Here is a 25,710-nt window from a genome sequence, read left to right as displayed (position 1 = left end):
AAAATGACCGCGATCAAACACAATAGTGACCGGGCTCACATATTTATCGGATTCACATGAGTTCTTCAGATTTCAACGGGTAAGTGGCCTTACCAATCTGCGCGCGCCGTAGCATACGGCGCGCCGCCCGCGAGGCGAACCTCGCGGCGAACCGGCGATGATCACCACGAGCACGCACCACCTGCGGATTTGCCCGTTTCAAACGGCGAAAACTACCGCGTGAGCCCTATTGGCGACGCGCCGGTAGCACTCGAAATCGAGATCGGCGCGACCTGGCGTTATCGTTTCGTGATCGGGTGTGACCCAGCTCGCACACTTTCCCCGGTGATATCGCCCCGAACCCCCTTTGGACCGATGTCCGACTTTACAAACCCCCGTGATGTCTTCGTAACCTTTTCGAGACCTCACGGAGTCCCGCCGATCGGAAACGGTCAGCGAGACGAAGCCCGCCGCGTCAAACGGACACGGCGTCGTGGGGCAGATTGGAAGTTCCGCATCATGGCGAACAACACCGTCAAGCGTCAGGCGCAGCGTGCCGTTGCCGTCGGAGCCGTCGGCGCTGCCACCATCGGCGCGTTCCTCCTGCCGGCCGCCCCGGCATCGGCCACGCCGGTGACCGTGCCCGGCATCGGCACGTTCGAGGTTCCGAACGAGATTCCGCTGCCCCAGGGTGTGCCCGGTATCGAGATCCCGGCCGCACCGCAGGTTTTCACCGCACCGCGCGCCACCGCCGCCGACATCGCCCTCGATGCCGCGCTGAGCAAGATCGGCTCGCCCTACGTCTACGGCGCCGCGGGCCCGAACGCCTTCGACTGCTCGGGTCTGGTCCAGTGGGCCTACTCCCAGGCGGGCATGGACATTCCGCGCACCAGTGACGCACAGCTGGGCGCGGGCACCCCGGTCTCGGCCGACGAGCTCCAGCCCGGCGACATGGTGTCGTTCTACGGCGGCGGCCACTCCGGCCTCTACGCGGGCGACGGCAACGTCGTGCACGCCTCCACCGCGGGCACCCCGGTCCAGATCGCGTCGCTGTCGTCGATGCCGTTCGCGGGCGCTCGCCGCTTCTGATCCGCCGGGCACGGTGCGTCGTTCGCGGGGAAGGGCGCACCGAAGCCGCAGTGATCGTCCGGGTAGATGCGCCGTCCACTGGGTTGGGCGGCGCACGTACCTTTTACTGGACACGAATGCATGCGGTTCCGTAACCTGATCGAGACCTTCTCGGCTGACGAGGAGATCGCGCTCAGGTATTGCGCTGTATCGGCGGACAACGAGAGAACGGGGCACGGGCCACTGTGACTGCACACCACCGGAATTCGCACGCTACGCGTGGTTTCGCCGGAACCCTTTCCGCCGCGATCCTGGTGTGCGCGATCTACACCGCCGGTCCCTCCGGCGCCGACCCCGTCGCCCTGCCGACCACCGCGACCGACGCGATCTCCCGGATGGTCGACCTCTCGCGCCAGTCCGAACAGCTCAACCAACAAGCGCTCACCGCGCAGATCGATCTCGACGCCAAGCTCGCGCTGCAACGCGACGCCGACGACAAGGTCGCCGCCACCTCCGCGGTCGTCGAGGCCGCCCGCGCCGAAGTGCGCAAGTTCCAGCCGATGATCGACCGCACCGCTGTGGCCGCCTATACCGGCGTGCGCACCAACAGCATGTTCGCCGTGCTGTCGAGCGGTTCACCGCAGCAGTTGCTGGACAAGATGTCGACGCTGGACGTACTCGCCCAGCAGACCACCGAGACGGTCCGCCAGTTCAAACAGGCCGCCGATGCCGCCACCGCGGCCGACACCGTCGCCCGCACCGCCGCCGAGGCCGCGCATGCCGCGACCACCGCCGCCGACGCGGTGCGCGCCGATGTCGAACGCAAACGCCAGGATCTCGCCACCTCGACGACCTCCGTGGTCGAGGCGTGGAGCCAGCTCTCGGCCCGGGACAAGTCGACCCTGGCCGGTTCGCCGTTCCCGCCCGGCTTCGACCGTGATTCGTTGCTGGCGGGTCTGGTTCCCGGCAGCGGCACCAGCGCGCTGGCCGCCGCGCTCACCCGCGTCGGCGATCCGTATGTCTGGGGCGCCACCGGGCCCGACCAGTTCGACTGCTCCGGTCTCGTGCAGTGGGCGTTCAAGCAGGTCGGCAAGAACGTGCCGCGGACCAGTTCCCAGCAGGCGGGCTACGGCACGCCGGTGTCCAAGGACGAACTGCTGCCCGGCGACGTGATCCTGTTCTATCCCGACATCACCCACGTCGGCATCTACGCGGGCAACGGAATGATGGTGCACGCCTCCACTTTCGGTGTGCCGGTCGCTGTCGCGCCGATCAACACCACCCCGTATCACTCGGCCCGGCGATACTGAGCCGGACCGGTGACCGATCCGTTCCCCCGTTCGGGCCTGCGTTCGTGGTTCTCGTCGAACGGCCGCCTCGAATTCTGTATCACGCTCGCCTCGGTCACGCTGCTGACCGGAGCGTGCGTCGCACTGATCCTGGTACCGCGCAACGCGGGCTCGTTACAGCTGGCCACCGACGAGGCCGAGGTGCTCGATACCTCCGAGGGCCTGGACAATCCGCGACTGAGCCCGGTGCGCCGCGAGCTACAGCCCTACGGCCCGATCCTGGTCCGTGAAGTCGCCGACGGCGCCGCCTCCCGGGCACTGCTGGTGGCGCATCCCAGCCATCGTCCCGACCTCGATGTCCTCGAACATCAACTGGGCCAAGCCATTTCGGATGTGAGCGCGGTGTGGGGCACCGACTGGAATCGCGCGCCCGTCGTGGTCGTGGCGAGCACGACCGCCGAATTTACAGCGCTGACCAGGTCCGCGGGCGCCACCGGCACCGACGTGGCCGCCGTGTCGCTCACCGGGTCCTACGCTCCGGGCACCCAGCCCACCGACCAGCGCATCGTGTTCAACCCCGACGCGCGGCGGCGAGTCGGCGACGAGGGCCTGGCCACGCTGCTGCGCCACGAGCTCACCCACCTCGCCACCAGAGCCGACACCACCGACGGCGCACCGTTGTGGATGCTGGAAGGCTTCGCCGAGTACGTCGCCCAGCGCGATCAGCACACCACCTTCTCCCAGATCGCGCCCACGCTGACCACCCGGTTGCGGGCGGGCGCCCTGCCCACCGAGCTCGTGGCCGATGCCGATTTCACCGGTGTCGACGCGGCTTACGCCTACGAAAGCGCGTGGAGCACCTGCGCGTTCCTCGCCGACCGCTACGGCACCACTGCCCTCACTACGTTGTACAAGCGGCTGGCGACCGGCCCGCAGTCCCCCGCGGCGCAGGACGCCGCGTTCGCCGCCGAGCTCGGGGCCTCGCGCGCCGAGGTGCTCGACGGGTGGCGGGCCTGGTTGCGCGGTCGCGCCGCATGAATGAGCGCGGGTACGCCTGACCACGTCCGCCCACCTGTCAGCCGACCGATTAGGTTGTTCTCTTATGGCCCGAACTCTGCTGGTTACCAACGATTTCCCGCCTCGGCCGGGCGGAATCCAGTCGTATCTGCAGGCACTGTCGAATCGGCTGCCGCCCGAGGACCTGGTGGTGTACGCCCCGCGCTGGCGCGGTGACAGCCACGAGAAGTTCGACGCCGCGCAGAAGTTCCAGGTGGTGCGTCATCCGACCACGCTGATGCTGCCGACCCCCGCGGTCATCAAGCGGGCGAGCGCGCTGTTGCGCGAACACCGATGCGACACCGTGTGGTTCGGTGCGGCCGCACCCCTTGCGGTGATGGCGCCGATGCTGCGGCGCGCGGGCGCCGAGCGCATCATGGCCAGCACCCACGGTCACGAAGTGGGCTGGTCGATGCTGCCCGGTTCGCGCCAGGTGCTGCGTTCGATCGGCGAGCACACCGATGTGGTGACCTATGTCAGCAAGTACACCCGTGGCCGCTTCGCCTCGGCCTTCGGTCCGCGCGCGGCGCTGGAACACCTGCCGCCGGGCGTCGACCCCACCGAATTCCGGCCCGACCCGGCGGCCAGGGAAGAGCTGCGCGCCCGCTACGGACTCGGCGAGCGTCCGACCGTGCTCTGTCTGTCGAGGCTGGTCCCGCGCAAGGGCCAGGACATGCTGATCGTGGCGATGAGCGAGATCCGCGAGCGCGTCGACGGCGCGGTGCTGGTGATCGCGGGCGGTGGACCGTACGAGACGCGGCTGCGCGCGCTGGCCGAGGCCCTCGGCGTGCAGGACAGTGTGGTGTTCACCGGGCGGGTGCCCTCGGGCGAGCTGGCCGCCCATCACACGATCGCCGACGTGTTCGCGATGCCGTGCCGCACGCGTGGGGCAGGCCTCGACGTCGAGGGCCTGGGGATCGTGTTCCTCGAGGCGTCGGCCTCCGGGGTCCCGGTCGTGGCCGGCGATTCCGGTGGCGCTCCCGAGACCGTGCGCGAGGGCGAGACCGGCATCGTGGTGCACGGCCGGTCGGTCTCGCAGATCAGCGACGCCATCGTCGAGCTGCTCACCGACCGGGACAAGGCCGCCCAGATGGGCGCTGCGGGCCGGGCCTGGGTCGAGCAGAACTGGCATTGGGACCGCCAGGGCGCCCGCTTGCGGGAACTGCTGCGGTGACACCCCGCCCGGGCCCGGTGTGGCGTCCACTACGCTCAGCCGGGTGAGCAGTATCCAGGTCGCAGATCAGACCTTCCTCGCCGCACCGGGCGCCGCGATCGCCGAGGTGCTGAGCGCCGCGAACAACTGGCGCCGCTGGTGGCCCGATCTACGCCTCGACGTGCGCGAGGATCGCGGCGACAAAGGCATCCGCTGGACGGTGGCAGGCGCGCTGAACGGCACCATGGAGGTATGGCTCGAGGCAGTCCCCGAGGGGGCGATCCTGCACTACTTCCTGCACGCCGAACCCGCGGCCGAACCGAAGTCGGCGCGCGTGCTGGCCGCGGCCAATCGGTCCCGCCGGGTCGCGGGCCGCGCCATGGCGTTCGAACTCAAGGCACGGCTCGAAGCCGGTCGACCCGCAGGCGTCGCACCAGCGGTCGCCGCCCCCTGACGCACGTTCTCGGCGCGCCTTCGCCGATGAACCGACCGGCAAGGGTGCGACAAAGGAGAACCGCGGCACCAGCCGCCATAAACAGAGAAGAGGGCTTGGGCGCCATGGCTGACCGGACTCAGAGATCGATCCTGATCGACGCACCGTCGCAGCAGGTGATGGCCGTCATCGCGGATCTGGAGTCCTATCCGGAGTGGGTGGCTGCCGCGAAGTCGGTGGAGGTCACCGAGCGGGACGCGCAAGACCGCGCGGCCACCGCCCGGTTCGTGCTCGACGCGGGCGTCGTCAAGGACACCTACGTACTGTCCTACACCTGGCGGGCCGACGGCAAAGCCGTGTCTTGGCGCCTGCTCAGCGGTGACCTGCAAAAAGCCCAGGACGGCAGCTACGAACTGCTCGACCGGCCCGGCGGCGGCACCGAGGTGGTCTACGAACTCACCGTCGATCTGAACATCCCGATGATCGGCATGTTCAAACGCAAAGCCGAGAAGGTCATCACCGATACGGCGCTCAACGAGCTGAAGAAGCGAGTCGAAGGCTGAGCGCCCCGGGCGGTACCCGCGTCGAGCTGTTCGTCGGCAAGGGTGGTGTCGGGAAGACGACGCTGGCCTGCGCGACGAGCATGGCCTATGCCCGCTCGGGTCAGCGTGTGCTGATCGCCTCGCTGGATCAGGCCCATTCGCTCGGCGACGCGCTCGGTTTCCGTTTCCCGCACGATCCGGGCACCGTCGCCGGAGTGGCCAGGGTGGCACCCGGTATCGAAGTGATCGAGATCGACTCCCTCGCCCTGCTCGAAGACCGTTTCCGCGATGTGGTGGCGATGCTGGCCAAGGGCGGCGTCCACGATCACGGCTTCGACCTGGCGGCGCTCGACCCGGCCGAACTCACCGGCCTGCCCGGTGTGCAGGAACTGTTGATGCTGGTCGAGATCGGCCAGTACGCCGAGGAGAACGACTGGGACGTCATCGTCGTCGATTGCCCGCCCTCGGCCGACATGCTGCGCATCGTCACCGCCCCCGACACGATGCTCAACTACCTCGAACGGCTCTGGCCCAAGCACGCGCGCACGATGAGCGCGATCGGGCTCGACCTGCGCAAGGCGGTGCTCGCGGCCGCGGTCGAACGGATCGTGGTGGCGGTGACGCAGGTTCGCGATTTGCTCGCCGACCGCACTCGCACCAGCGCCCGCCTGATCACCGGCCCCGAACAGGTCGCCGTCGCCGAGGCTCGACGGGTACGTTCGGCGGCCGCGCTGCTCGGCCTGCGGATGGACGCGGTGGTGGTGAACAAGGTGCTCGCCCCGGTGCCGCCGCCCGGCGACAACGCCCACCCGGCCGTGCACTGGTATCTCAACCGCCGCGCCGAGCAACTCGAGGTGGTGGCCCGGCTCCACGAACAACTCACCGACGTCCCGATTCTGATCGCCCAGCACGCCGGTGCCGAACCGGTGGGGGTGAATTCGCTGTCGGCGTTCTCGCATTCGGTCGACACGCCGCCCGCCCCACACGCGCAGGGCGCGGATTCGGGCGAACCGGTGGTTCGATGGGAGTCCGGCTCCGGTGTCGACTCCGTGTACGCGATGCGGATGCGGCTACCGGTGGTCGATCCCGGCACCTTGCGGCTGGGCCGAGTGGAGGACGATCTGATCGTGGGAGCCGACGGGGTACGCACTCGCGTACGGCTCGCGCCGGTGCTGCGCCGCTGCACGGTGGCGGGCGCCGAACTCGACACCGGTCACCTCGTAGTCCGCTTCCGGCCCGATCCGCGGGTGTGGCCCGCCGATCCGAACTACACGAAGGCCACCGCAGATGAGCACTGACTCCCAGTCCGAGCGTCACGGCCACGACGGCTTCGCCGAGTTCACCGAGGAACTGCGCCTACTCTCCGAAGTCCTGCTCGCCCGAGTCGAACCGGTGCTGCGCCGCACCGCCGCAGACGGTCGAGCCGACCTCGGCGGCTGCGCCTGGTGCCCGGTCTGTGCGGCCGCGGCTCTGATGCGCGGCGACCACCACGACGTCGTCGCGGCCCTCGCCGAACACGGCACCTCCCTGGTGACGGTCCTGCGCGAAGCCCTCGCGGGCATCCCCGTGGAACCGGTCCTCCCCCCGGAGTGGGCCGATCACGCTGCGGGCCACCCGGATTCGACCGACGGTCCCGGTGCCCGAGGACGTGCGGCACACCCCGATTCCGACCCCACCGCGGCCGGTCCCACGGGTGAGGCCCCCGCATCCGGCCCACAGCAGCACACCGCCGCCGCGCAAGCCGACGCCGCAGGCGGGCCGAAGTGGGGCACGCCCCGCAAGAACGCGGCCGCCGCCCCGCGCCCCCGCCGGGTCGACGAGTACTCCGCTCCACGCACCTCCCGCACACCGCAAGCCCCCCGCATCGCCCCCGAATCGGCCGATACCGCCGCGAACGCGTCGGGCACAGGCGCTTTCGCCACCACCGAGGATCGATCGGCCACCGCTCGCGCGCCACGCTCGCAATATGTCGACATCCCGGTGACGATCCGGGGATGACCAGCCGGATCGACCCTCAACACCTACTCACCGTGGGTATCGACGTGGGTGGCACGAACATTCGCGCCTCGGTGGTCGACGCCGAGGGCGAGGTGCTCGACACGGTGCAGGCGCCGACCCCGCATTCGGCGCGTGCGCTCGAGGACGCGATCGACCGCTCGGTGCGCGAGCTGGCCCGGCGCCATCCGATCGCGGCGGTCGGGCTGGCCGTGGCCGGTTTCATCTCCACGGATCAATCGACGGTCCTGTTCGCCCCGCACCTGCCGTGGCAGAACGCCCCCGTCGCCCAACGGCTCACCGCGCGTCTCGGCCTGCCGGTGATCCTCGAACACGACGCGAACGCCGCGGGCTGGGCCGAGTACCGCTTCGGCGCGGCGGCGGGCGGGCAGACGGTGGTGCTCGTCGCGATCGGCACCGGCATCGGCGCCGCGCTGCTCATCGACGGTCGGCTCTATCGCGGCAGCCACGGCATCGCCCCCGAGCTCGGCCATCTCCAGGTCGTCCCCGAGGGCCGCGCGTGCCCCTGCGGCAAACACGGCTGCTGGGAGCGCTACTGCAGTGGAACGGCACTGGCCGACACCGCCATCGAAATGCTCGCCACCGACCCCGTGCGCTCGGTGCTGGCCCGTGACGTGATCCGTGATCCCGGCTCGCTCACCGGTCGACGGGTCGCGGGCGCGGCCCAGGACGGCGACCCACTCGCGGTCCGGGTGATGGCCGACTTCGCCCGCTGGCTCGGACTCGGCCTCGCTTTCGTCAGCGATCTGTTCGATCCCGACCTCGTGGTGATCGCGGGCGGAGTGAGCAGTTCGGCGCCGCTGTTCCTCGACGAGGCGCGCGAACACTACGCGAGCGCGGTCACCGGAGCCGGGCATCGGCCGCTGGCCAGATTGCGTACCACCCAGCTCGGAGAGGCCGCGGGCATGATCGGCGCCGCGGAGTTGGCCAGGGCGGCGATCGACACGCCGGTGGCCGGTCGATCGGCGAGATAAGGGTCACAGCCATGTGCTCCAGCTACCATCCTGGGTTGGTTGTGACCTGCGACCAGCGGTAAAGTCGTTGTCCGACGAGGCTCTACACAATTATCCCGGTCCCTGGGGAAAGGACGCCATGTTCTACTGGCTGCTCAAGTTCGTTCTCGTGGGACCCTTCATGCACGTGTACAACCGGCCCGAGGTCGAAGGGGTCGAGAACATTCCGACCGACGGCCCGGCAATCATGGCGGGTAATCACCTCTCCTTCTCCGACTGGCTCTTCGCTCCCCTGCTGAGCCCGCGCCGGATCAACTACCTGGCCAAGGCCGAGTACTTCACCACTCCCGGTTTCAAGGGCCGCCTGCAGAAGTTCTTCTTCAGCGGCACCGGCCAGTACCCGATCGACCGCAGCGGCGCCTCGGCCGCCGAGGACGCGCTCGCCGCGGCCACCAAGCTCCTCGACGAGGGCCGTCTCGTCGGCCTGTACCCCGAGGGCACCCGCTCCCCCGACGGCCGCCTCTACAAGGGCAAGACCGGCATGGCGCGACTCGCGCTCGAGACCGGCGTCCCGGTGATCCCGGTCGCCGTGATCGGCACCGACAAGGTGAGCCCGCCCGGACCGTTCAAGTGGCGTCGTCAGAAGGTCACCCTGAAGTTCGGTGCGCCCCTGGATTTCTCGCGCTACGAGGGGATGAGCGGCAACCGCTTCGTCGAGCGCGCCGTCACCGACGAGGTGATGTACGAACTGATGCGCCTCACCGGTCAGGAGTACGTCGACGTCTACGCGCACAGCCTCAAGAAGGGCGTCGCCCCGACCGACAATCAGCTCGACGCCACCCGCATCCCCGAAACCAAGGCGAGCTGAGCCGAAACCTGTTGCGCCGCACGTGAGCTGACTCGCGGCGGCAGCACACTCGCAGGCGCGAGCGATTTCGGCAGGCACCTGGACAACATCGAACTGTGCACGCGCTGATCGGCTGGACGTCTACGCGATCGACTGTCGTTGCCCGGACACCCGCGCGCCCGATTGATACCCTGTGCCAGGCACGAGCCGATGGGCGGGTGGGCCACCAGAGGTGGCGAGCGTCGGCGGACAGCGAGGTAGGCATGGCCGGAGGCGAATCCGACGAGGGTCGCGTCATGGCGTTCACCCGCCGTACGACACCTCGCGACGGCAATCCACCTACGGGCCGGGTAGTACGCAGCGCCCGCTTGGCCGCGGTTCCGGTCGCCTACGCGGGCCGGCGCATCGCAGGCTTCGGCAAGCGCGCCGCGGGCCGCGATCCCGCCGACGTAGACCGCGACATCCGCGTCCGCACCGCCGAACACCTCTTCCAGGTGCTCGGCGAACTCAAGGGCTGCGTCGCGAAACTGGGCCAACTCCTCGGCCTGCTCGAACTCGGGCTGGCTCCCGATCTGGCCGAGCCGTACCGCCAGGCCCTCGCTCGCTTGCACGATTCGGCACCCGCGATGCTGCCCGGCGCAGTCCACGCGGAACTCGCCACCCATCTCGGCCCGCACTGGCGCTCACTGTTCCTCGAATTCGAGGACCGCGCCGCCGCCGCCGCCTCGGTCGGCCAGGTCCACCGCGCCCGCTGGCACGACGGCACCCAGGTTGCGGTCAAGGTGATGTACCCCGGTTCCCGCCGCGCGGTACTGGCCGACCTGCAGGCCCTGCGTCGCGCGACCCCGCTGTTCACCGCGCTGCTGCCCGGCGCCGATACCCGCCCGGTGGTGGAGGCGCTGTGCGACGAGATCCGCGACGAACTCGACTACGCCCGTGAGGCCGTCAACCAGCGCGCCTTCGCCACCGCTTTCGCCGACGACCCCGACGTGGTGGTGAGCCGGGTGATCGCCCAGCGCGGCGACGTCCTGGTCACCGAATGGCTCGACGGCGTTCCCCTGTCCCGGTTGATCGTTCGCGGCAACGCCGACGAACTCGACCGCCTCGGCGTGCTGATCATGCGCTTCCTGTTCTCCGCCCCCGCCCGCGCCGCCCTGGTCTACGGCGACCCCCACCCCGGCAACTTCCTTCGCATGCCCGACGGCCGCCTCGGTGTCGTCGACTTCGGCGCCTGCACCCCCTGGCCTGCCACCTTCCTCGACGTAGCGAGCGACGTAGGCGCCGCCGTCATCGCCGACTCCCCCGCCGACCTCGAGGCCGCCATGCGCCGCCACGGCTTCGTGGCCCCCGACCGCGACCTCGACATCACCACCGTCGCCGCCCGCCTGCAACCGGTCCGCGACGCCCTCCTCGCCCCCACCTACCCCCTCTCGGCCGCCTGGCTCCGCGAACAAGTCCGCCTGGCCACCGATCTCCGCCTCTCCAACGTCCTACGCCAACTGACCATGCCCCCCGGCCACACCCCCATTCTCCGCTCCTTCCTCGGCGGCGTAGCGGTCCTGTGCCAACTCCACACCGCCGTCCCTCTGCGCGCCGAATGCACCCGCTGGTACCCCGAAACCGCCGCCGCCGCAGGGCTCTAGACGCGTCAGCTGAGTTCGGCCCGTCGTACGGCATCGTTCATGTTCCGTTGCCTTGCTAACGACCGGGTGTTACGACCAGTGGCGCACCGTGAGGCTCATGGCTGTCTCGGATTTCGCGATGTCTCGGCGCACGCTGCTGCGCGCAACCGCACTCGGTGTGGTGACCGCTCCTGCCCTGGTGGCCTGCGGTGATGACGGGCCCGCGCTGGTGCGGGCCAGGCCCGCGCTCACGCACGGGATCGCCGTCGGTGATCCGCGGAGCGACGGTGCGCTGATCTGGGCTCGGTCGGATCGGCCTGCCACGCTGGTGGTGGAGACCTCGGCGAGCGAGAAGTTCAGCGACGTCAAGCAATTCACCGGGCCGCTGCTCACCCCGGCCACCGATGGCACCGGGCGGGTGCGGGTGAACGGTCTGCCCGCGGGCCAACTCGTGCACTACCGGGTGCGCCTCGACGGGGAAGACGGTGCGAGCTCGGAGACTCTCACCGGTGTCTTCCGCACGGCGCCGACCGCGCCCTCCGACATCTCGCTGCTGTGGTCCGGTGACGTCGCGGGCCAGGGGTTCGGCATCAACCCCGACCTCGGCGGCATGAAGGTGTTCTCCACCATGGCCGCCCGCGACCCACACCTGTTCCTGCACTCCGGCGACTGCATCTACGCCGACAACGCCCTCAAAGAGTCGGTGACGCTGCCCGACGGCCGGGTCTGGAAGAACATCACCACCGAGGCGAAGAACGCTCCCGCGGAAACCCTCGACCAGTTCCGCGGCAACTACGCCTACAACCTCACCGACGACAACTATCGCCGGTTCAACGCCGCCGTCGCCCAGATCGTCCAGTGGGACGACCACGAGACCACCAACAACTGGTCGCCCGGCGGCACGGTCGCCGCCGACAAGGGCTACACCGAGCGCAGCATGGACACCCTCGCGACGCGTTCCTGGCAGGCCTTCCACGAGTGGATGCCCTTGGAGACCGAGGAAGCCGTCGACGGCCGTCTCTACCGCAAGATCTCCTACGGCCCACTGCTCGACGTGTTCGTCCTGGACATGCGCGCCTACAAAGACGCCAACACGGCCAATACCGCGCCCCAGGGCCAGATCCTCGGCGCCGCCCAGATCAAGTGGCTCACCGACGGCCTGAAGGACTCCGAGGCCACCTGGAAGATCGTGGCCGCCGATCTGCCGTTGGGCGTCGTCGTCCCCGACGGCAAGACCGCCTTCGAAGGCCCCGCCAACGCAGCCCCCGGCGCACCCTCCGGCCGCGAAACCGAGATCGCCCAGGTGCTCTCGGCGATCAAGGCGAACAAGGTCGCCGACGTCGTCTGGCTCACCGCCGACGTCCACTACACCGCCGCGCACCACTACTCTCCCGCCCGCGCCGCCTTCACCGATTTCGACGAGTTCTGGGAGTTCGTCTCGGGCCCGCTCAATGCCGGCGCGTTCGGCCCCAACCCCCTCGACCCCACCTTCGGACCCGAAGCGGTCTACGTCCACGCACCGCCCACGCCCAACGCCTCCCCGCTGGACCCGGAGTACCAGCACTTCGGTGAGGTAAAAATCGACGGACGCACCGGAGAAATGACCGTCAACTTGTGCGACGCGACCGGAAAAGTCCTGTTCACCAAACAACTCGCGCCCACGCGGAAATAGGTGCGAAGTACCCTGCGCAAGAAGCGCCCACCTGTGGTTAGCTATGCGGTCATGGGCACGCCGCATACCGTCATCTCCGAAGAATATCTCCCCACCGACACGGCGGATGTCGTTCGCACTGTGCGTGATTCACGCGGTCGGTCGGAACGGTTGACGGTGCGCGGCGGTGAACAGACCGAAGAGTCCTACGGTCTGGCCGATCAGCGCGGCGTGCTCTCGCTGCGCAAGATGAACTCGGTGCTCGACATCAACCTGGGCAGGCGCACCGTGCGGGTGCAGGCCGGCGCGAAGCTGTCCGAGATCGACCGCCGCCTCGGCGCGCACGGTCTCGGCCTGCCGGTGGTCGGCGACCATCGCGACATCACTGCGGGCGGCTTCGCCTCCGTCGGCGGGGTGAGCACCGCCTCGCACCGCTACGGCATGTTCATCGACCAGATCGTCGACCTCGAGTACGTCGACCCCGACGGCCGGATCGGCACCTGCGGGCGGGGTCACCACACCGAGCGTTTCCATCGCATTCTCGGCGCGGGCGGTCGCGCGGGCATCATCACCGCCCTCACCCTCGATGTGGTCGAGGTCGACAAAGACCACACCATGCTCACCACCGACGCCGACCGGTTCCTCGACTTCGACTCCTTCGTCGAGCACGCCACCAACGAGATCACCAACCCCGGTAGCGCGGCCCTTCAGGTCGGCCGCTGGGTCGATACCGCCCCGCTGAAGGTGGCGCGCCCCGTCGGCGCAGGCCAGGTGACCCTCGGCGCCGTGCGCTTCGGTCAGTGGTCGAGTCTGTATCCCACCGCCCCCACCCGTGGCCTGCGGGCCCGACGTGAGGTCGGCACCCGTACCCGGAAGTCGTTGGGCGCCATCGCGTCCGCGGCGGGCGGGCGCGCGGGCATGCCGGTCCGCAACGCGGCGGCGGGCGCGCTGATGTTCGCGCCGAAGGTGCTCACGATGCGCGATGCCGAGTACCTGGCCGACACCGTCATCAACTCCTCCGAGCGCGGCCCCGCCTACCGCGTGGGCGTCTTCGCTCCCCTGGCCAACTACGGTTCGGTCTTCTACGGCCTGCACGACCTGTTCTCGGCCCACCGTGAACGCTCGGGCTGCTTCACCGTCATCTCCGCGATGACCTACGGCGTGCGCTCGGAGTACCTGCGCGCCGAAGCCGCCGCCCGCGGCCTCACCCCCGCCGACTACGGCCTGATCACCTTCACCTGCCGCCTGCGCCCCTCAGCCCTGCCCTCGGAGCAGCTGCGCGAGATCGTCTCCGGCATCGACGACATCTGCCGCTCGGAGCAAGCTCTGCGCTACAGCGTGTAAGTCACCGAACGATAAAGGCCCCCCACCGTATTCGGCGGGGGGCCTTCACGTTCGGTATGACGAAACCCCGTGGGGCCGACCTCGAGGAGGCATCGCGAGCGCAGCGAGCGTCGCGGCCGCCCCGAGGAAAAACGACCCGAGACAATGCACCGCCGGTGCGAGTATCGGGTCGTTTTTCGTCGGGGCCCTCAGGCCGCGACTCGAGCGCGCCAGCGCTCCAATAATTCAGTGCTTCTCGGCACCCAAGTAGTACTCGAACACCAGGCCGGCTGCGGCGGCGAGCACGAGCACCACACCGAGACCGATCAGCCAGAACTGGAAGAACGCCAGGCCCAGCGCGGTGACCGAACCGGCGCCCGCGAGGAGGATGGGCCAGAAGCTACCGGGCGAGAAGAAGCCCAGGTCGCCGGCGCCGTCCACGATCTCGGCCTCTTCGTAGTCCTCGGGCCGCAGGTCGATGCGGCGCGCGACGAACCGGAAGTAGGTGCCGATGATCAGCGACAGGCCCGCGGTCAGCACGATCGCGGTGGTGCCTGCCCACTCGATACCGGTGCGCGACTGCGCGGTGAAGAACCCGTAGACGATGCCCACCAGGATGAAGAAGGCCGTGAGCAGTTCGAAGATCCGCGCTTCGATCCTCATATCAGAATCCTCACTTGCTCTCGTTCACCGAAGCGCTCTTGGCATCGCGCTTGGTGTTGAAGGGGTACGTGGAGGTGGCCACCGGCGACTCGCCGATCGATGCCAGCGCCTCACCGTTGGTCTTGCCCTCGATGCGCGCCTGCATGTACTTGGCGTACTTCTCCGGCGAGACCGCGCGGACCTCGAAGTTCATCATCGAGTGGTAGGTGCCACACATCTCGGCGCAGCGGCCGACGAACGCGCCTTCCTTCTCGATCTCGGAGATCTGGAAGACGTTGTCGGACTGGTTTTCCTTCGGGTTCGGCATCACGTCGCGCTTGAACAGGAACTCCGGCACCCAGAAGGCGTGGATCACGTCGGCGGCGGCGAGCTGGAACTCGATGCGCTTACCGGTCGGCAGCACCAGCACCGGAATCTCTTCGCTGGAGCCGTACGTCTCGACCTTGTCGTAGTGCAGGTACGAGAGGATGTCGTTGGCCGGCTTGCCGTGCAACGGACCCGGCTGCGGGTGACCCTTGTCGTTCTTCAGCTCTCGGTACTCGGCGAGCTGCTCTTCGTTCAGCAGCTCTTTCTCGGTATCGATGCCGTTCCAGGTGAGACCGCCGACATTGTTGATGTTGCGGTAACCGAACTTCCAGTTCCACTGGAAGGCGGTCACGTCGACGGTGACATCCGGGTTGTCGGTCTTCTCGTGCACGTAGTTCTGCACGACCACGGTGAAGTAGAACAGCACCGCGATGATCACGAACGGGATCGCCGTGTAGGTCAGCTCCAGCGACACGTTGTACCCGGTCTGACGCGGGAACTCCGGGGAGTTCTTGCGCTTGCGGTGGAAGATGATCGTCCAGAAGGTCAGACCCCAGACCAGCACGCCCATGGCGAGCGCGGCCAGCACAGACCAGGTCCACAGCTCGCGCATCCGGGTGGCCTGCGGGGTGATACCCGATGGCCAGCCGAACCGGAGCCAAACATTGTCGATCGAGCAGCCCGAGACGAGCATCGCGGTGATCCCCAAGGACACCGCCAGCCCGGCCCGCCGAAGGATCCGGCCCTGCCGACCCTTAACGGGTCGTGCCCCGATCTCTTCGCTCGCCTTGTGCGCCACGCTCACGCCTTCCTGGTCGCCACACATTCCGACACATTGCGTCGTTCGGGCGGCGATTCGCCCGTTCGACACCTCTTCAAAGCAGTTTCAGGCCGTCCCGAAGTATTGCCGCTGTGACGCCTGCACACCTGAGAAGGACCTGAGTACTACGCAGCGTAGACCAAAGCGGGCACTGTCTTGTCGCGGGGTCGCTTTCGACACTCCGCCGTGACCGCGTGGATCGTCGCGACCTGCGGTTTGACTCTCGTCCGGTTGCCGCGCACCCCGAGCGAGCGGGCGAGCGCGGCGTGTCGGGCAGGTGTGCGGCATACTCGGACACAGCGTTTCGGCCCGTTTGTGGCCACCCCATCATCGAACGAGAGAAGGTTGCCGACACCGTGTGCGGACTGCTCGGATTCCTGACAGCTGATACGGCGACGACCGCGGTGGTCGATCAGGTGTACGACGCGCTGCACTGCCAGCGGCATCGTGGCCCGGACGAGAAGGGCACCTGGCACGACGATCACATGATCTTCGGGTTCAACCGCCTGTCCATCATCGATATCGAGCACTCGCACCAGCCGCTGCGCTGGGGCCCCGCGGACAACCCGCAGCGCTACGCGATGACCTTCAACGGCGAGATCTACAACTACCTCGAGTTGCGCGAGCAGTTGGCCGCCGAGCACGGCGCCGAATTCCCCGATGGCAAGATCTTCGCCACCGACGGTGACGGCGAGGCCATCGTGGCCGCCTTCCACTTCTGGGGTCCCGAGGCCGTGCGCAAGCTGCGCGGCATGTTCGCCTTCGCGATCTGGGATACCGAGACCTCGGCACTGTTCCTCGCGCGCGATCCGTTCGGCATCAAGCCGCTGTTCATCGCGACCGGCCCCGGCGGCACCGCCTTCGCCAGCGAGAAGAAGAGCCTGCTGGAGCTGCTGAGCCCGCTCGGGGTGTCCGACGAACTCGACCCGCGCGCGCTCGAGCACTACACGGTGCTGCAGTACGTGCCGGAGCCCGAGTCGCTGCACCGCAACATCCGCCGCCTCGAATCCGGCAACTACGCCACGGTGAAGGTCGGCCAGGAGCCGGTCGCGACCCGCTACTTCCGCCCCGACTTCCGGGTCCGCCCGTTCGCCGAGGGGTCGGAGAAGGCCCGCTACGCCGAGATCGCCGCGGCGCTCGAGGACTCGGTCGCCAAGCACATGCGAGCCGACGTCACCGTCGGTTCGTTCCTGTCCGGCGGCATCGACTCCACCGCCATCGCCGCGCTGGCCATGCGGCACAACCCGAAGCTGATCACCTTCACCACCGGCTTCGAGCGCGAGGGGTACTCCGAGGTCGACGTGGCCGCCGAGAGCGCCGAGCTGATCGGCGCCCGCCACATCGTCAAGGTGGTCTCCCCCGCCGAGTTCGCCGCCGCGATCCCCGAGATCGTCTGGTACCTCGACGACCCGGTCGCCGACCCCGCCCTGGTCCCGCTGTACTTCGTGGCCAAGGAAGCCCGCAAGCACGTCAAGGTGGTGCTGTCCGGTGAGGGCGCCGACGAACTGTTCGGCGGCTACACGATCTACCGGGAACCGTTGTCGCTCAAGCCTTTCGAGTACCTGCCGCGCGGTGTGCGCAAGCTCGTCGGCAAACTCAGCGACAAGATCCCCGACGGCAGGCGCGGCAAGTCGCTGCTGCACCGCGGGTCGCTCACGCTCGAGGAGCGCTACTACGGCAACGCCCGCAGCTTCAACGACGCCCAGCTGCGCTCGGTCCTGCGCGAGTTCCGCCCCGAGTGGACCCACCAGGACGTCACCGCCCCGATCTACGCCCAGTCCGCGGACTGGGACCCGGTCGCGCGCATGCAGCACCTCGACCTGTTCACCTGGCTGCGCGGCGACATCCTGGTCAAGGCCGACAAGATGACCATGGCCAACTCCCTGGAACTGCGCGTGCCGTTCCTGGACAGCGAGGTCCTGCGGGTCGCCGAGGGCATCCCGTTCGACCAGAAGATCACCAAGGAAACCTCGAAGTACGCGCTGCGCCAGGCCCTGGACGGGATCGTGCCCGATCACGTCCTCAACCGCGCCAAGCTCGGCTTCCCGGTCCCCCTGCGCCACTGGCTGCGCGGCACCGAGCTCTACGACTGGGCCGAAACCCAGATCGCCGAGTCCCAGACCGACCACCTGCTGAACAAGCCGGCCATCCTCCAGATGCTCCGCGACCACAAAGCGGGCCTGTCCGACCACAGCCGCCGCCTCTGGACCGTCCTGGTCTTCATGGTCTGGCACGGCATCTTCGTCGAGGACCGCATCAAGCCCGAGATCCAAGAACCGGTCTACCCGGTCTCGCTGTAAACCCACGAGAAACGCCCCCTGGATCGAAAGATCCAGGGGGCGTTCGTGTTCCGTAGGTCAGAGCAGTGAGGCCAGCTCGTCGGCGGCGTCGGTGCCGTAGGCCTTGGTGAGGCGCTCGAGTGCGTCTTCGGTGTTGAGGCTCCACTCCTGGGTGCCGGTGGTCTCCAGGATGAGCACGGCGATCAGGGAGCCGAGCTGGGCGGCGCGTTCCAGGCCCAGGCCGGCGCGGTGGGCGGTGAGGAAGCCCGCGCGGAAACCGTCGCCGACGCCGGTCGGGTCGACCTTGGCCACCTCGGGCACCACGCCGACGCGGACCTCGGTGCCGTCGGCGTCGACCACGAGCACCCCTTCGGAGCCCAGCGTGGTGACGCGGATGCCGACCTTGGCGGTGATCTCGGCCTCGCTCAGACCGGTCTTCTGCTGCAGCAGGGCCCACTCGTACTTATTGGTGAACAGGTAGGCCGCGCCGTCGATCAGTTCGCTCGCCTGCTCGCCGTCGAGGCGGGCCAGCTGCTGGGACGGGTCGGCGGCGTAGGCGATGCCCTGCGCCTTGGCCTGACGGGTGTGGGCGACCATCGCGTCGGGATCGTTCGCCCCGACCAGCACCAGGTCGACGTCGTGCGCGGCGGCGATCGCGGCGATGTCGATATCGCGCGCCTCGCTCATCGCACCGGGATAGAACGACGCGATCTGCGCCATCGTCTCGTCGGTGGTGCACACGAACCGCGCGGTGTGCGACGTCGCGGAGACATGCACCGCGGAGCAGTCGACACCGCTGTTCTCCAGCCACTGCCGGTACTCGGCGAAATCGGCGCCGACAGCGCCGACGAGCACCGGGCGCTGCTTCAGCAGTCCCATCGCGTAGGCGATGTTGCCCGCCACTCCGCCGCGGCGGATCTGCAGATCGTCGACGAGAAAGCTCAGGGACACATGATCGAGTTGATCAGCGAGCAGCGCATCGGCGAACCGGCCGGGAAAGCGCATGAGGTGGTCGGTGGCGATGGATGCGGACACGGCAACAGGCACGAGGCAGGGCCCCTTCGACGCTAGAGGTAGGAAAACAAAGAAGTCCGGGATCACCGGATCCCGGACTTCAACGTTAGCAAGCGCTACCGCCTGTGGTTCACCTGTTCGCTACCTCGCCACGCAACCAAAATGTTCCCGGGCATGGCACGGAAGGCACGGCTAACTCGCAGCTCCGTACGTCAGTTGAAGCTGTCGCCGCAGGCGCAGGAGCCGGTGGCCTGCGGGTTATCGATGGTGAAACCCTGCTTCTCGATGGTGTCGACGAAGTCGATCGAGGCGCCGTCGATGTACGGGGCGCTCATGCGGTCGACGGCCAGCTTCACGCCGGAGAACTCGACGACGATGTCACCGTCGAGGATGCGATCGTCGAAGAACAGCTGGTAGCGCAGACCGGCACAGCCACCGGGCTGCACGGCGATCCGCAGGGCCAGGTCGTCGCGGCCCTCCTGGTCGAGCAGCGCCTTCGCCTTGATGGCGGCAGCGTCGGTCAGCGTCGCACCGTGGGTCTCGGTGGCGGTCTCGTTCTGCACAGTCATGGACACTCCTAGTTCGACTCAGCCCGTCAACGGACCTCAGGTGCACAGCGCACGACTGATTCCAACGCTGTCGCAGCAACTGCTATTCCTATTTTGCCACCCTCGGCGCAGCCAGTAGACGCCACCTGGGTGCTTGTGCCCACACTACGCCCTGTGACGGCGTGATCTGCGTCCTAGCCCGCTCAAGATGAGACCGGGCTCACCGCTGAGCGGACCGCATTTCCCGATGCTCGGCATCATCGAATAGCCTGGTGAACGTGAAATTGTTTCGTCGCGACGAGTCCAGCACCATCGACGAGTCCGTCGACCCGTCGGTGTCCGGCTCCGAACAGGCCGCCGCCACCGCTTCGACCACCCCCGGTAAGGGCAGGCCGACGCCGAAAAGGCGTGAGGCCGAAGGCAAGCGGCGCGGCCCGGTCGCGCCCGCCCCGCTGACCGCCAAGGAAGCCCGCGCCCGCCGCAAGGCTGTCAAGGGCACCAAACAGGACCGCAAGGCCGCGTCCGCCGACCGCCGCGCCGCCGTGCAGGACCGTCGCGCGCGCATGCTGGCCGGCGAGGACAAGTACCTGCTGCCCCGCGATCAGGGCCCGGTCCGCGCGTACGTGCGTGACCTGGTGGACGCCCGCCGCAACCTGGTCGGGCTGTTCATGCCGATGGCGCTGGTGCTGATCCTGTCGATGTTCGTGGCCCCCGGCCTGCAGACCATCGTCACGCTCGCGATGCTGGTGATGATGGTCTTCATGATCATCGAGGGCTTCGTCCTCGGCAAGATCGTGAGCAACCGGGTGATCGAACGCTTCCCCGACACCACCGATACCGGCTTCAAGCTCGGGTGGTACGCCTTCGTGCGCGCCTCCCAGATCCGCAAGATGCGCGCTCCGAAGCCCCGGGTCGGCCCCGGCGACGCGGTCTGAGTTCTTCCCGACTCCGCGATGCCGTCTCATCCCTTGCGGATGGGGCGGCATTCGTGCTTTCAGTGGTGACCGGTTCGGATGTAGTCGGCATAGCCCGCGATGGCATTGAGCTCGGCGTCCATGCGCTGGGCGTCACGGTCGACGATTCCGGTGGATCCGGCGGTGCCGCGACCGATCAATACGGCGAGTCCGACGATGACGGCGAGGACGATCAGTAAAGTAACCATGGCAGTAATTTTGCGCTCGATGATTTTCAGCCGAAAGTGGCAGTTACGTCATTGTGCGCAAAGATTCAGCCAGCTACGATGAGGCATGCTCTCGAAGGTTGCCGTGGTTCTCAGCGACCGGCTCGCCATGTTCGAATTCGGCGTGGTCTGTGAGGTTTTCGGCCTCGATCGCACCGCCGACGGCCTGCCCGGCTTCGACTTCCGGGTCTGCGGCGCCGACCCGGGCAAGCCGCTGCGCTCCACCACACCCGGCATCTCCGTCACCCCCGAGTTCGGCCTCGACCAACTCGCGAAGGCCGACTTGGTCGCCATCCCCGCCTCCCCGATCGACCAGTACGACGACCGGGTGCTCGACGCGGTGCGCGGCGCCGCCGCCGCGGGCGCGACCGTGCTCACCGTCTGCTCGGGCGCCTTCCTGGCCGGCGCGGCAGGTCTGCTCGACGGCCGCAAGTGCACCACCCACTGGCGTTATGTCGACAGACTCGCCGCGATGTTCCCCGAAGCCACCGTCGACCCCGACGTGCTGTTCGTCGACGAGGGCAACCTGATCACCAGCGCGGGCACCGCCGCGGGCATCGACGCCTGCCTGCACCTGGTCCGCCGCGAGATCGGCACCGCCGCCGCCAACGGCATCGCGCGCCGCATGGTCGTCCCGCCACAGCGCGACGGCGGTCAGCGCCAGTTCATCGAACAGCCGGTCCCCGAGTGCAGCTCCGTCGGCCTGTCCACCACCCTGGCGTGGCTCACCGAGAACCTCGCCCACCCGCACACCGTCGACGAACTCGCGGCCCGCTCCAGCATGTCCACGCGCACCTTCGCCCGCCGCTTCGCCGCCGAGACCGGCACCACCCCGGTCAAGTGGCTCACCACCCAGCGCGTCCTGTTCGCCAAGCACCTGCTCGAAACCACCGACATGGCCCTGGAGCGGGTCGCCGACGAGTCCGGCTTCGGCTCCGGCGCCCTGCTACGCCACCACTTCCAGCGCCAGGTCGGCCTCGCCCCCACCGAATACCGCCGCCGCTTCGGCGCGGCCGGTTGAGCCGACGTTCACTCCTGCGCGGAATTCCGCTTTCCGAAGCGGCCGGTGACGAAGACCGCCTCGATGGATTGGTGCGGCGCGGCGCTGCCGGGCCGCTGTGAAGCCCCACAATTACCTTGACTCGATCGGCGGACACTGGTCGGCTAGCAGGGTGTTTCACGCTGGATGCGGTAGTTTTCGTCGGCTGAGCAGAGCTCTCACGATCGTCACGGCGGCCCTGATCGTGTCGTCGGTCGGCACGTCCGCGGCCGGCGCCGCGCCGATCATGGCACCGGTGATACGTACGCCCGCAGGCGGTTTCGAGAATCTGGTCGTTCCATCGAGCATGGGTCCGATCAAGGTCCAGGTGCAGTGGGCGGCGCGCGGCGGCACTTCCGCGCTGTATCTACTCGACGGATTGCGCGCGCCCGCCGACCACAGCCAGTGGACCACCGACACCGACGCACTGCGCCAATTCGCCGGTGACAACGTCACTTTGGTGTTCCCGGTCGGTGGTCACTCCAGTTTCTACACCGACTGGTACCGGCCGAGCAGCACCAACGGCCAGAAGACGACCTACAAGTGGGAGAGGTTCCTCACCCGCGAACTCCCGAATTTCCTCGCGGGATACGGGGTCTCGCGCACCAACAACGCGATCATCGGCGCGTCCATGGGCGGCAACGCCGCACTGACCCTCGCGGCCAACCACCGCGACCAGTTCCGCTTCGCCGGTTCGTTCTCCGGTTTCGTCAACCCGACCTACCCGATGTGGCACGAAGCCATGCGCGTCGCCATGCGCGACGAGGGCAATTTCAACGTCGACGACATGTGGGGTCCGGCCAGCGACCCCGCGTGGGCCCGCAACGACGCCACTGTCCAGGTCGAGCGGCTACGCGGCCTGCCCATGTACGTCACCACCGGCAACGGCATCCCCGGCTCCGCGGACGTTCCCTACGGCCTCGGCAACACTCTCAACGCGATGAGCCTCGAGGCCATGACCGTGGTCGCCGCGACCATCTTCCGCGACCGAGCCACCGCCCTCGGTGTCTCCGCCCGCGTCGACATCGTCAACGGCACCCACAACTGGCCGTACTGGCAACAGGCCCTCACCAACGCCCGCCCGATGGTTCTGGAGTCACTGGGCGTGCGCTGATCGCCCGGTGCCGCACCATTGGTGAACAACACAGTTCCCCACCCTCGTGACTGTCAGGTCTCCGAATCAGCTTGACCGGCCCCTCCGCTACTGGTCAGCTGACTGCGTGTTCAATGCGCGGGGACGTTCTGGTTGGCTGACAAAGATTCTCACAGTGGTCGCTACGGCGACCGTTCTGTCGATCGGAGCGATTCCGGTCGACGCGGCACCGGTGATGCGGACGCCCGCGGGCGGTTTCGAGGAGTTGGTCGTTCCGTCGAGCATGGGTCCGATCAAGGTCCAGGTGCAGTGGGCGGCGCGCGGCGGCACTTCCGCGCTGTATCTACTCGACGGTCTGCGCGCCCCCGGCGACCACAGCCAGTGGACCACCGACACCGACGCACTGCGCCAATTCGCCGGTGACGACGTCACTTTGGTGTTCCCGGTCGGCGGCAACTCCAGCTTCTACACCGACTGGTACCGGCCGAGCAGCACCAATGGTCAACCGACGACCTACAAGTGGGAAACGTTCCTCACCCGCGAACTGCCCGACTTCCTGGCCGGATACGGCGTCTCCCGCACGAACAACGGCATCGTCGGCGTCTCCATGGGCGGCAATGCCGCCGTGACGCTGGCCGCCCACCATCGCGACCAGTTCCGGTTCGCCGGATCGTTCTCCGGGTTCCTCAACCCGGCGGCCCCGATGTGGAACCCGGTGATCCGCGCGGCCATGTTCGATGAGGGTCGCTTCAACATCGACGACATGTGGGGCGCCGCGGGCGATCCCGCGTGGAATCGCAACGACGCCACCGTCCAGGCCGAACTGCTGCGCGGCCTACCGCTGTACGTGACCAGCGGCAACGGTGTCCCCGGTCCCCTCGACCTCCCGAGCGGCGCCGGTAACACGATCAACGCGGCGGCGATCGAGGCCTTCGCCGTGATCACGGCGAGCACCTTCCGCGACCGCATCGCCGCCCTCGGCATCCCCGCCCGCGTCGACTTCACCAACGGCACCCACACGTGGCCGTACTGGCAACAGTCGCTCGCTACCGCCCGCCCGATGATCCTGGAAGCTCTTTCCGTTTCGCCGGGCGCAGGCGGTCGATGAGTGTCGTGCCGTAGTCGGGCAGTTACGGTGCTCGGATGTCCACTCGCATCCTCGTTCTCGGCGGTGCGCGGTCCGGTAAGTCGGCCTATGCCGAGGCCCTGCTGACCGACGCGCCCGCGGTTCGTTATCTGGCTACCGCTGTTCTCGACGCCGCCGATCTCGACTTCGCCGACCGGATCGCCGTCCACCGCGATCGCCGTCCCGCGCACTGGACCACCGTCGAGAACACCGAACCCGCAACGGTTCTCGCCACCGAGACTCCCGCGACACTGCTCGATGACATCGGCACCTGGATCACTGCCCGCCTCGATGCCCGCAGGGCGTGGGATGCTCCGCGCGGCACCGTGGCCCCGGACTGCGACGAGCTCGTCGCGGCCGTCGCGGCGTATCGGCAGCGGCTGGTGATCGTATCGCCCGAGGTCGGGATGGGCGTGATCCCCGCGACCCGCTCGGGGCGGCTGTTCCGCGACGAGATCGGCACGCTCAACCAGCGTCTCGCGCAGGCATGTGATGAGGCGTATCTCATCGTCGCCGGGCTGCCGATTCGATTGAAATGAGCCGGGTCGGTCGGCGCCACGCACCGTGATCCGGGCAAGATGAGCGTCGAACACCACGTACCACCTCCGAAAGGCTTGCCAGTGACTCACGGATTCGACCCGGTCGCGGCCCCGGACGCGCAGGTGCGCGCGGCGGCCGAGCAGCGCCAGACGCAGCTCACCAAACCGGCCGGATCGCTGGGACGGCTCGAGGAACTCGGCAACTGGGTCGCCGCGTGCCAGGGAGTGTGCCCGCCCGCGCAGTTCGAACGCGCCAGGGTGGTGCTGTTCGCGGGCGATCACGGCGTGGCGAAGCACGGCGTTTCGGCGTACCCGAGTGAGGTCACCGCGCAGATGGTGGCCAATTTCCTGGCGGGCGGCGCGGCCGTGAACGCACTGGCCGCCGTGGCGGGCGCGACCGTGCGGGTCGTCGATATCGCCGTCGACGGCGACACCGAGCCCTCGGTGTCCCAGCACAAGGTGCGCCGCTCGAGCGGCTCGATCGACCGCGAGGACGCCCTCACCGAAGCCGAGGTGACCGCCGCACTGGCCGCGGGCCGCGCGATCGCCGACGAAGAGATCGACGCGGGCGCCGACCTGCTCATCGCCGGCGACATGGGTATCGGCAACACCACCCCCGCCACCGTGCTCATCGCCACCCTCACCGGCACCGAACCCGTCGCCGCCGTCGGCCGCGGCACCGGCGTCGACGATCAGGGCTGGATTCGCAAGGTCGCCGCGATCCGCGACGGCATGCGCCGCGCCCGCCCGATCGCCACCGACCCCGTCGACCTGCTCCGCGTCGCCGCGGGCGCCGACTTCGCCGCCATGGCCGGTTTCCTCGCCCAGGCCGCCATCCGCCGCACCCCGGTCCTGCTCGACGGTGTCGTGGTGACCGCCGCCGCCCTGGTCGCCGAAGACCTCGCCGCGGGCGCGAAAGCCTGGTGGCTGCCTGCCCACCGCTCCACCGAACCCGCCCACGACCTGGCCTTGAAGCACCTGCGCCTGACCCCGCTGATCGACCTCGAGATGCGCCTCGGCGAAGGCTCCGGCGCCCTCACCGCCCTGCCGATCCTGCGGGCCGCCGTCGCCACCCTCGCCGAGATGTCGACCTTCGCCGACGCGGGCGTGAGCACATCAGCCGAGGAATCGGACACCGTCGACCTGGCCAAGTGAGCGAACCGAACGCGGG

Annotated in this window: 25 protein-coding genes; 20 read left to right on the top strand and 5 right to left on the bottom strand. The window is 68.4% G+C overall.

Going from position 1 to position 25,710, the window contains the following annotated elements; all coding sequences use genetic code 11:
* Positions 1–498 precede the first annotated feature (498 nt).
* The 13 genes from IBJ82_RS28555 to IBJ82_RS28495 all read left to right on the top strand — a co-directional run bounded on the left by IBJ82_RS28555 (position 499) and on the right by IBJ82_RS28495 (position 13,953).
* The gene (locus IBJ82_RS28555) at positions 499–1,068 is read left to right on the top strand and encodes a C40 family peptidase (protein ID WP_194829075.1); all 570 of its coding nucleotides are present in this window, start codon (positions 499–501) and stop codon (positions 1,066–1,068) included.
* Between the two features lie 224 nt (positions 1,069–1,292).
* Entirely contained in the window at positions 1,293–2,357 is a 1,065-nt protein-coding gene (locus IBJ82_RS28550; RefSeq protein ID WP_194829074.1) for an NlpC/P60 family protein, read from the top strand.
* A 9-nt stretch (positions 2,358–2,366) separates the two neighbouring features.
* On the top strand, positions 2,367–3,374 hold the full coding sequence (locus tag IBJ82_RS28545) for a hypothetical protein (RefSeq protein ID WP_194829073.1): 1,008 nt from the start codon (positions 2,367–2,369) through the stop codon (positions 3,372–3,374).
* A gap of 64 nt (positions 3,375–3,438) precedes the next feature.
* Positions 3,439–4,566 carry a glycosyltransferase family 4 protein gene (locus IBJ82_RS28540; protein WP_194829072.1) on the top strand — a complete coding sequence of 376 codons (1,128 nt, stop codon included), beginning with the start codon at positions 3,439–3,441 and terminating at the stop codon, positions 4,564–4,566.
* Between the two features lie 43 nt (positions 4,567–4,609).
* Positions 4,610–4,999 carry a polyketide cyclase / dehydrase and lipid transport gene (locus IBJ82_RS28535; RefSeq protein ID WP_194829071.1) on the top strand — a complete coding sequence of 130 codons (390 nt, stop codon included), beginning with the start codon at positions 4,610–4,612 and terminating at the stop codon, positions 4,997–4,999.
* 104 nt (positions 5,000–5,103) lie between these two features.
* A complete protein-coding gene (locus tag IBJ82_RS28530; protein ID WP_194829070.1) occupies positions 5,104–5,541 on the top strand; it encodes an SRPBCC family protein in 438 nt (145 codons plus the stop codon).
* On the top strand, positions 5,538–6,818 hold the full coding sequence (locus IBJ82_RS28525; protein WP_305082287.1) for an ArsA family ATPase: 1,281 nt from the start codon (positions 5,538–5,540) through the stop codon (positions 6,816–6,818). The genes IBJ82_RS28530 and IBJ82_RS28525 overlap by 4 nt, the downstream gene beginning before the upstream one ends.
* Positions 6,808–7,518, top strand: a complete 711-nt coding sequence (locus tag IBJ82_RS28520) for a hypothetical protein (protein WP_194829069.1) — start codon at positions 6,808–6,810, stop codon at positions 7,516–7,518. Before IBJ82_RS28525 ends, IBJ82_RS28520 begins: the two co-directional genes overlap by 11 nt.
* Positions 7,515–8,510 (top strand): ROK family protein, encoded by a 996-nt coding sequence (locus IBJ82_RS28515; protein ID WP_194829068.1) that lies wholly within the window; start codon positions 7,515–7,517, stop codon positions 8,508–8,510. Before IBJ82_RS28520 ends, IBJ82_RS28515 begins: the two co-directional genes overlap by 4 nt.
* 118 nt (positions 8,511–8,628) lie before the next feature.
* A complete protein-coding gene (locus IBJ82_RS28510) occupies positions 8,629–9,357 on the top strand; it encodes a 1-acyl-sn-glycerol-3-phosphate acyltransferase (protein ID WP_194829067.1) in 729 nt (242 codons plus the stop codon).
* A gap of 242 nt (positions 9,358–9,599) precedes the next feature.
* Positions 9,600–10,979, top strand: a complete 1,380-nt coding sequence (locus tag IBJ82_RS28505) for an AarF/ABC1/UbiB kinase family protein (protein ID WP_255533089.1) — start codon at positions 9,600–9,602, stop codon at positions 10,977–10,979.
* A gap of 97 nt (positions 10,980–11,076) precedes the next feature.
* Entirely contained in the window at positions 11,077–12,630 is a 1,554-nt protein-coding gene (locus tag IBJ82_RS28500) for an alkaline phosphatase (protein ID WP_194829066.1), read from the top strand.
* A gap of 51 nt (positions 12,631–12,681) precedes the next feature.
* Positions 12,682–13,953: an FAD-binding oxidoreductase gene (locus tag IBJ82_RS28495; RefSeq protein WP_194829065.1), complete on the top strand. Its 1,272-nt coding sequence runs from the start codon at positions 12,682–12,684 to the stop codon at positions 13,951–13,953.
* A 225-nt stretch (positions 13,954–14,178) separates the two neighbouring features.
* On the opposite strand, the gene IBJ82_RS28490 is transcribed toward IBJ82_RS28495, so the two are convergent.
* The gene (locus tag IBJ82_RS28490) at positions 14,179–14,595 is read right to left on the bottom strand and encodes a cytochrome c oxidase subunit 4 (RefSeq protein ID WP_056816603.1); all 417 of its coding nucleotides are present in this window, start codon (positions 14,593–14,595) and stop codon (positions 14,179–14,181) included.
* 10 nt (positions 14,596–14,605) lie between these two features.
* Positions 14,606–15,595: a cytochrome c oxidase subunit II gene (locus IBJ82_RS28485; protein ID WP_370585537.1), complete on the bottom strand. Its 990-nt coding sequence runs from the start codon at positions 15,593–15,595 to the stop codon at positions 14,606–14,608.
* A gap of 482 nt (positions 15,596–16,077) precedes the next feature.
* Between IBJ82_RS28485 and asnB the strand changes: the two genes are divergently transcribed.
* Positions 16,078–18,021: an asparagine synthase (glutamine-hydrolyzing) gene (gene asnB / locus IBJ82_RS28480; RefSeq protein WP_194829063.1), complete on the top strand. Its 1,944-nt coding sequence runs from the start codon at positions 16,078–16,080 to the stop codon at positions 18,019–18,021.
* 57 nt (positions 18,022–18,078) lie between these two features.
* On the opposite strand, the gene IBJ82_RS28475 is transcribed toward asnB, so the two are convergent.
* On the bottom strand, positions 18,079–19,005 hold the full coding sequence (locus IBJ82_RS28475) for a carbohydrate kinase family protein (protein WP_228537843.1): 927 nt from the start codon (positions 19,003–19,005) through the stop codon (positions 18,079–18,081).
* 221 nt (positions 19,006–19,226) lie between these two features.
* Positions 19,227–19,583 (bottom strand): iron-sulfur cluster assembly accessory protein, encoded by a 357-nt coding sequence (locus IBJ82_RS28470; RefSeq protein ID WP_056816608.1) that lies wholly within the window; start codon positions 19,581–19,583, stop codon positions 19,227–19,229.
* Positions 19,584–19,840: 257 nt separating this feature from the next.
* Here IBJ82_RS28470 and IBJ82_RS28465 point away from each other — a divergent pair, with 257 nt between their 5' ends.
* On the top strand, positions 19,841–20,497 hold the full coding sequence (locus tag IBJ82_RS28465; protein WP_194829061.1) for a DUF3043 domain-containing protein: 657 nt from the start codon (positions 19,841–19,843) through the stop codon (positions 20,495–20,497).
* Positions 20,498–20,556: 59 nt separating this feature from the next.
* Here the strand turns inward: IBJ82_RS28465 and IBJ82_RS28460 are convergent, their stop codons facing one another.
* Entirely contained in the window at positions 20,557–20,724 is a 168-nt protein-coding gene (locus IBJ82_RS28460; protein WP_194829060.1) for a hypothetical protein, read from the bottom strand.
* Positions 20,725–20,809: 85 nt separating this feature from the next.
* On the opposite strand from IBJ82_RS28460, the gene IBJ82_RS28455 reads away from it, so the two are divergent.
* The 5 genes from IBJ82_RS28455 (at position 20,810) to cobT (ending at position 25,694) form a co-directional block, all read left to right on the top strand.
* Entirely contained in the window at positions 20,810–21,763 is a 954-nt protein-coding gene (locus tag IBJ82_RS28455) for a helix-turn-helix domain-containing protein (protein WP_194829059.1), read from the top strand.
* A 274-nt stretch (positions 21,764–22,037) separates the two neighbouring features.
* Complete coding sequence (locus tag IBJ82_RS28450; protein ID WP_370585528.1) at positions 22,038–22,895, top strand: alpha/beta hydrolase; 858 nt, start codon at positions 22,038–22,040, stop codon at positions 22,893–22,895.
* A gap of 154 nt (positions 22,896–23,049) precedes the next feature.
* Positions 23,050–23,982, top strand: coding sequence for an alpha/beta hydrolase (locus IBJ82_RS28445; protein ID WP_370585527.1), 933 nt, complete (start codon positions 23,050–23,052; stop codon positions 23,980–23,982).
* A gap of 35 nt (positions 23,983–24,017) precedes the next feature.
* Positions 24,018–24,539 carry a bifunctional adenosylcobinamide kinase/adenosylcobinamide-phosphate guanylyltransferase gene (cobU, locus tag IBJ82_RS28440; RefSeq protein ID WP_194829058.1) on the top strand — a complete coding sequence of 174 codons (522 nt, stop codon included), beginning with the start codon at positions 24,018–24,020 and terminating at the stop codon, positions 24,537–24,539.
* Positions 24,540–24,578: 39 nt separating this feature from the next.
* A complete protein-coding gene (gene cobT, locus IBJ82_RS28435; RefSeq protein WP_194829057.1) occupies positions 24,579–25,694 on the top strand; it encodes a nicotinate-nucleotide--dimethylbenzimidazole phosphoribosyltransferase in 1,116 nt (371 codons plus the stop codon).
* Positions 25,695–25,710 lie beyond the last annotated feature (16 nt).

Origin of the sequence: Nocardia sp. XZ_19_231, from assembly GCF_015355705.1 — a bacterium.
Classification (GTDB): domain Bacteria; phylum Actinomycetota; class Actinomycetes; order Mycobacteriales; family Mycobacteriaceae; genus Nocardia; species Nocardia salmonicida.
This window is presented reverse-complemented; position numbering and strand designations above follow the sequence as displayed.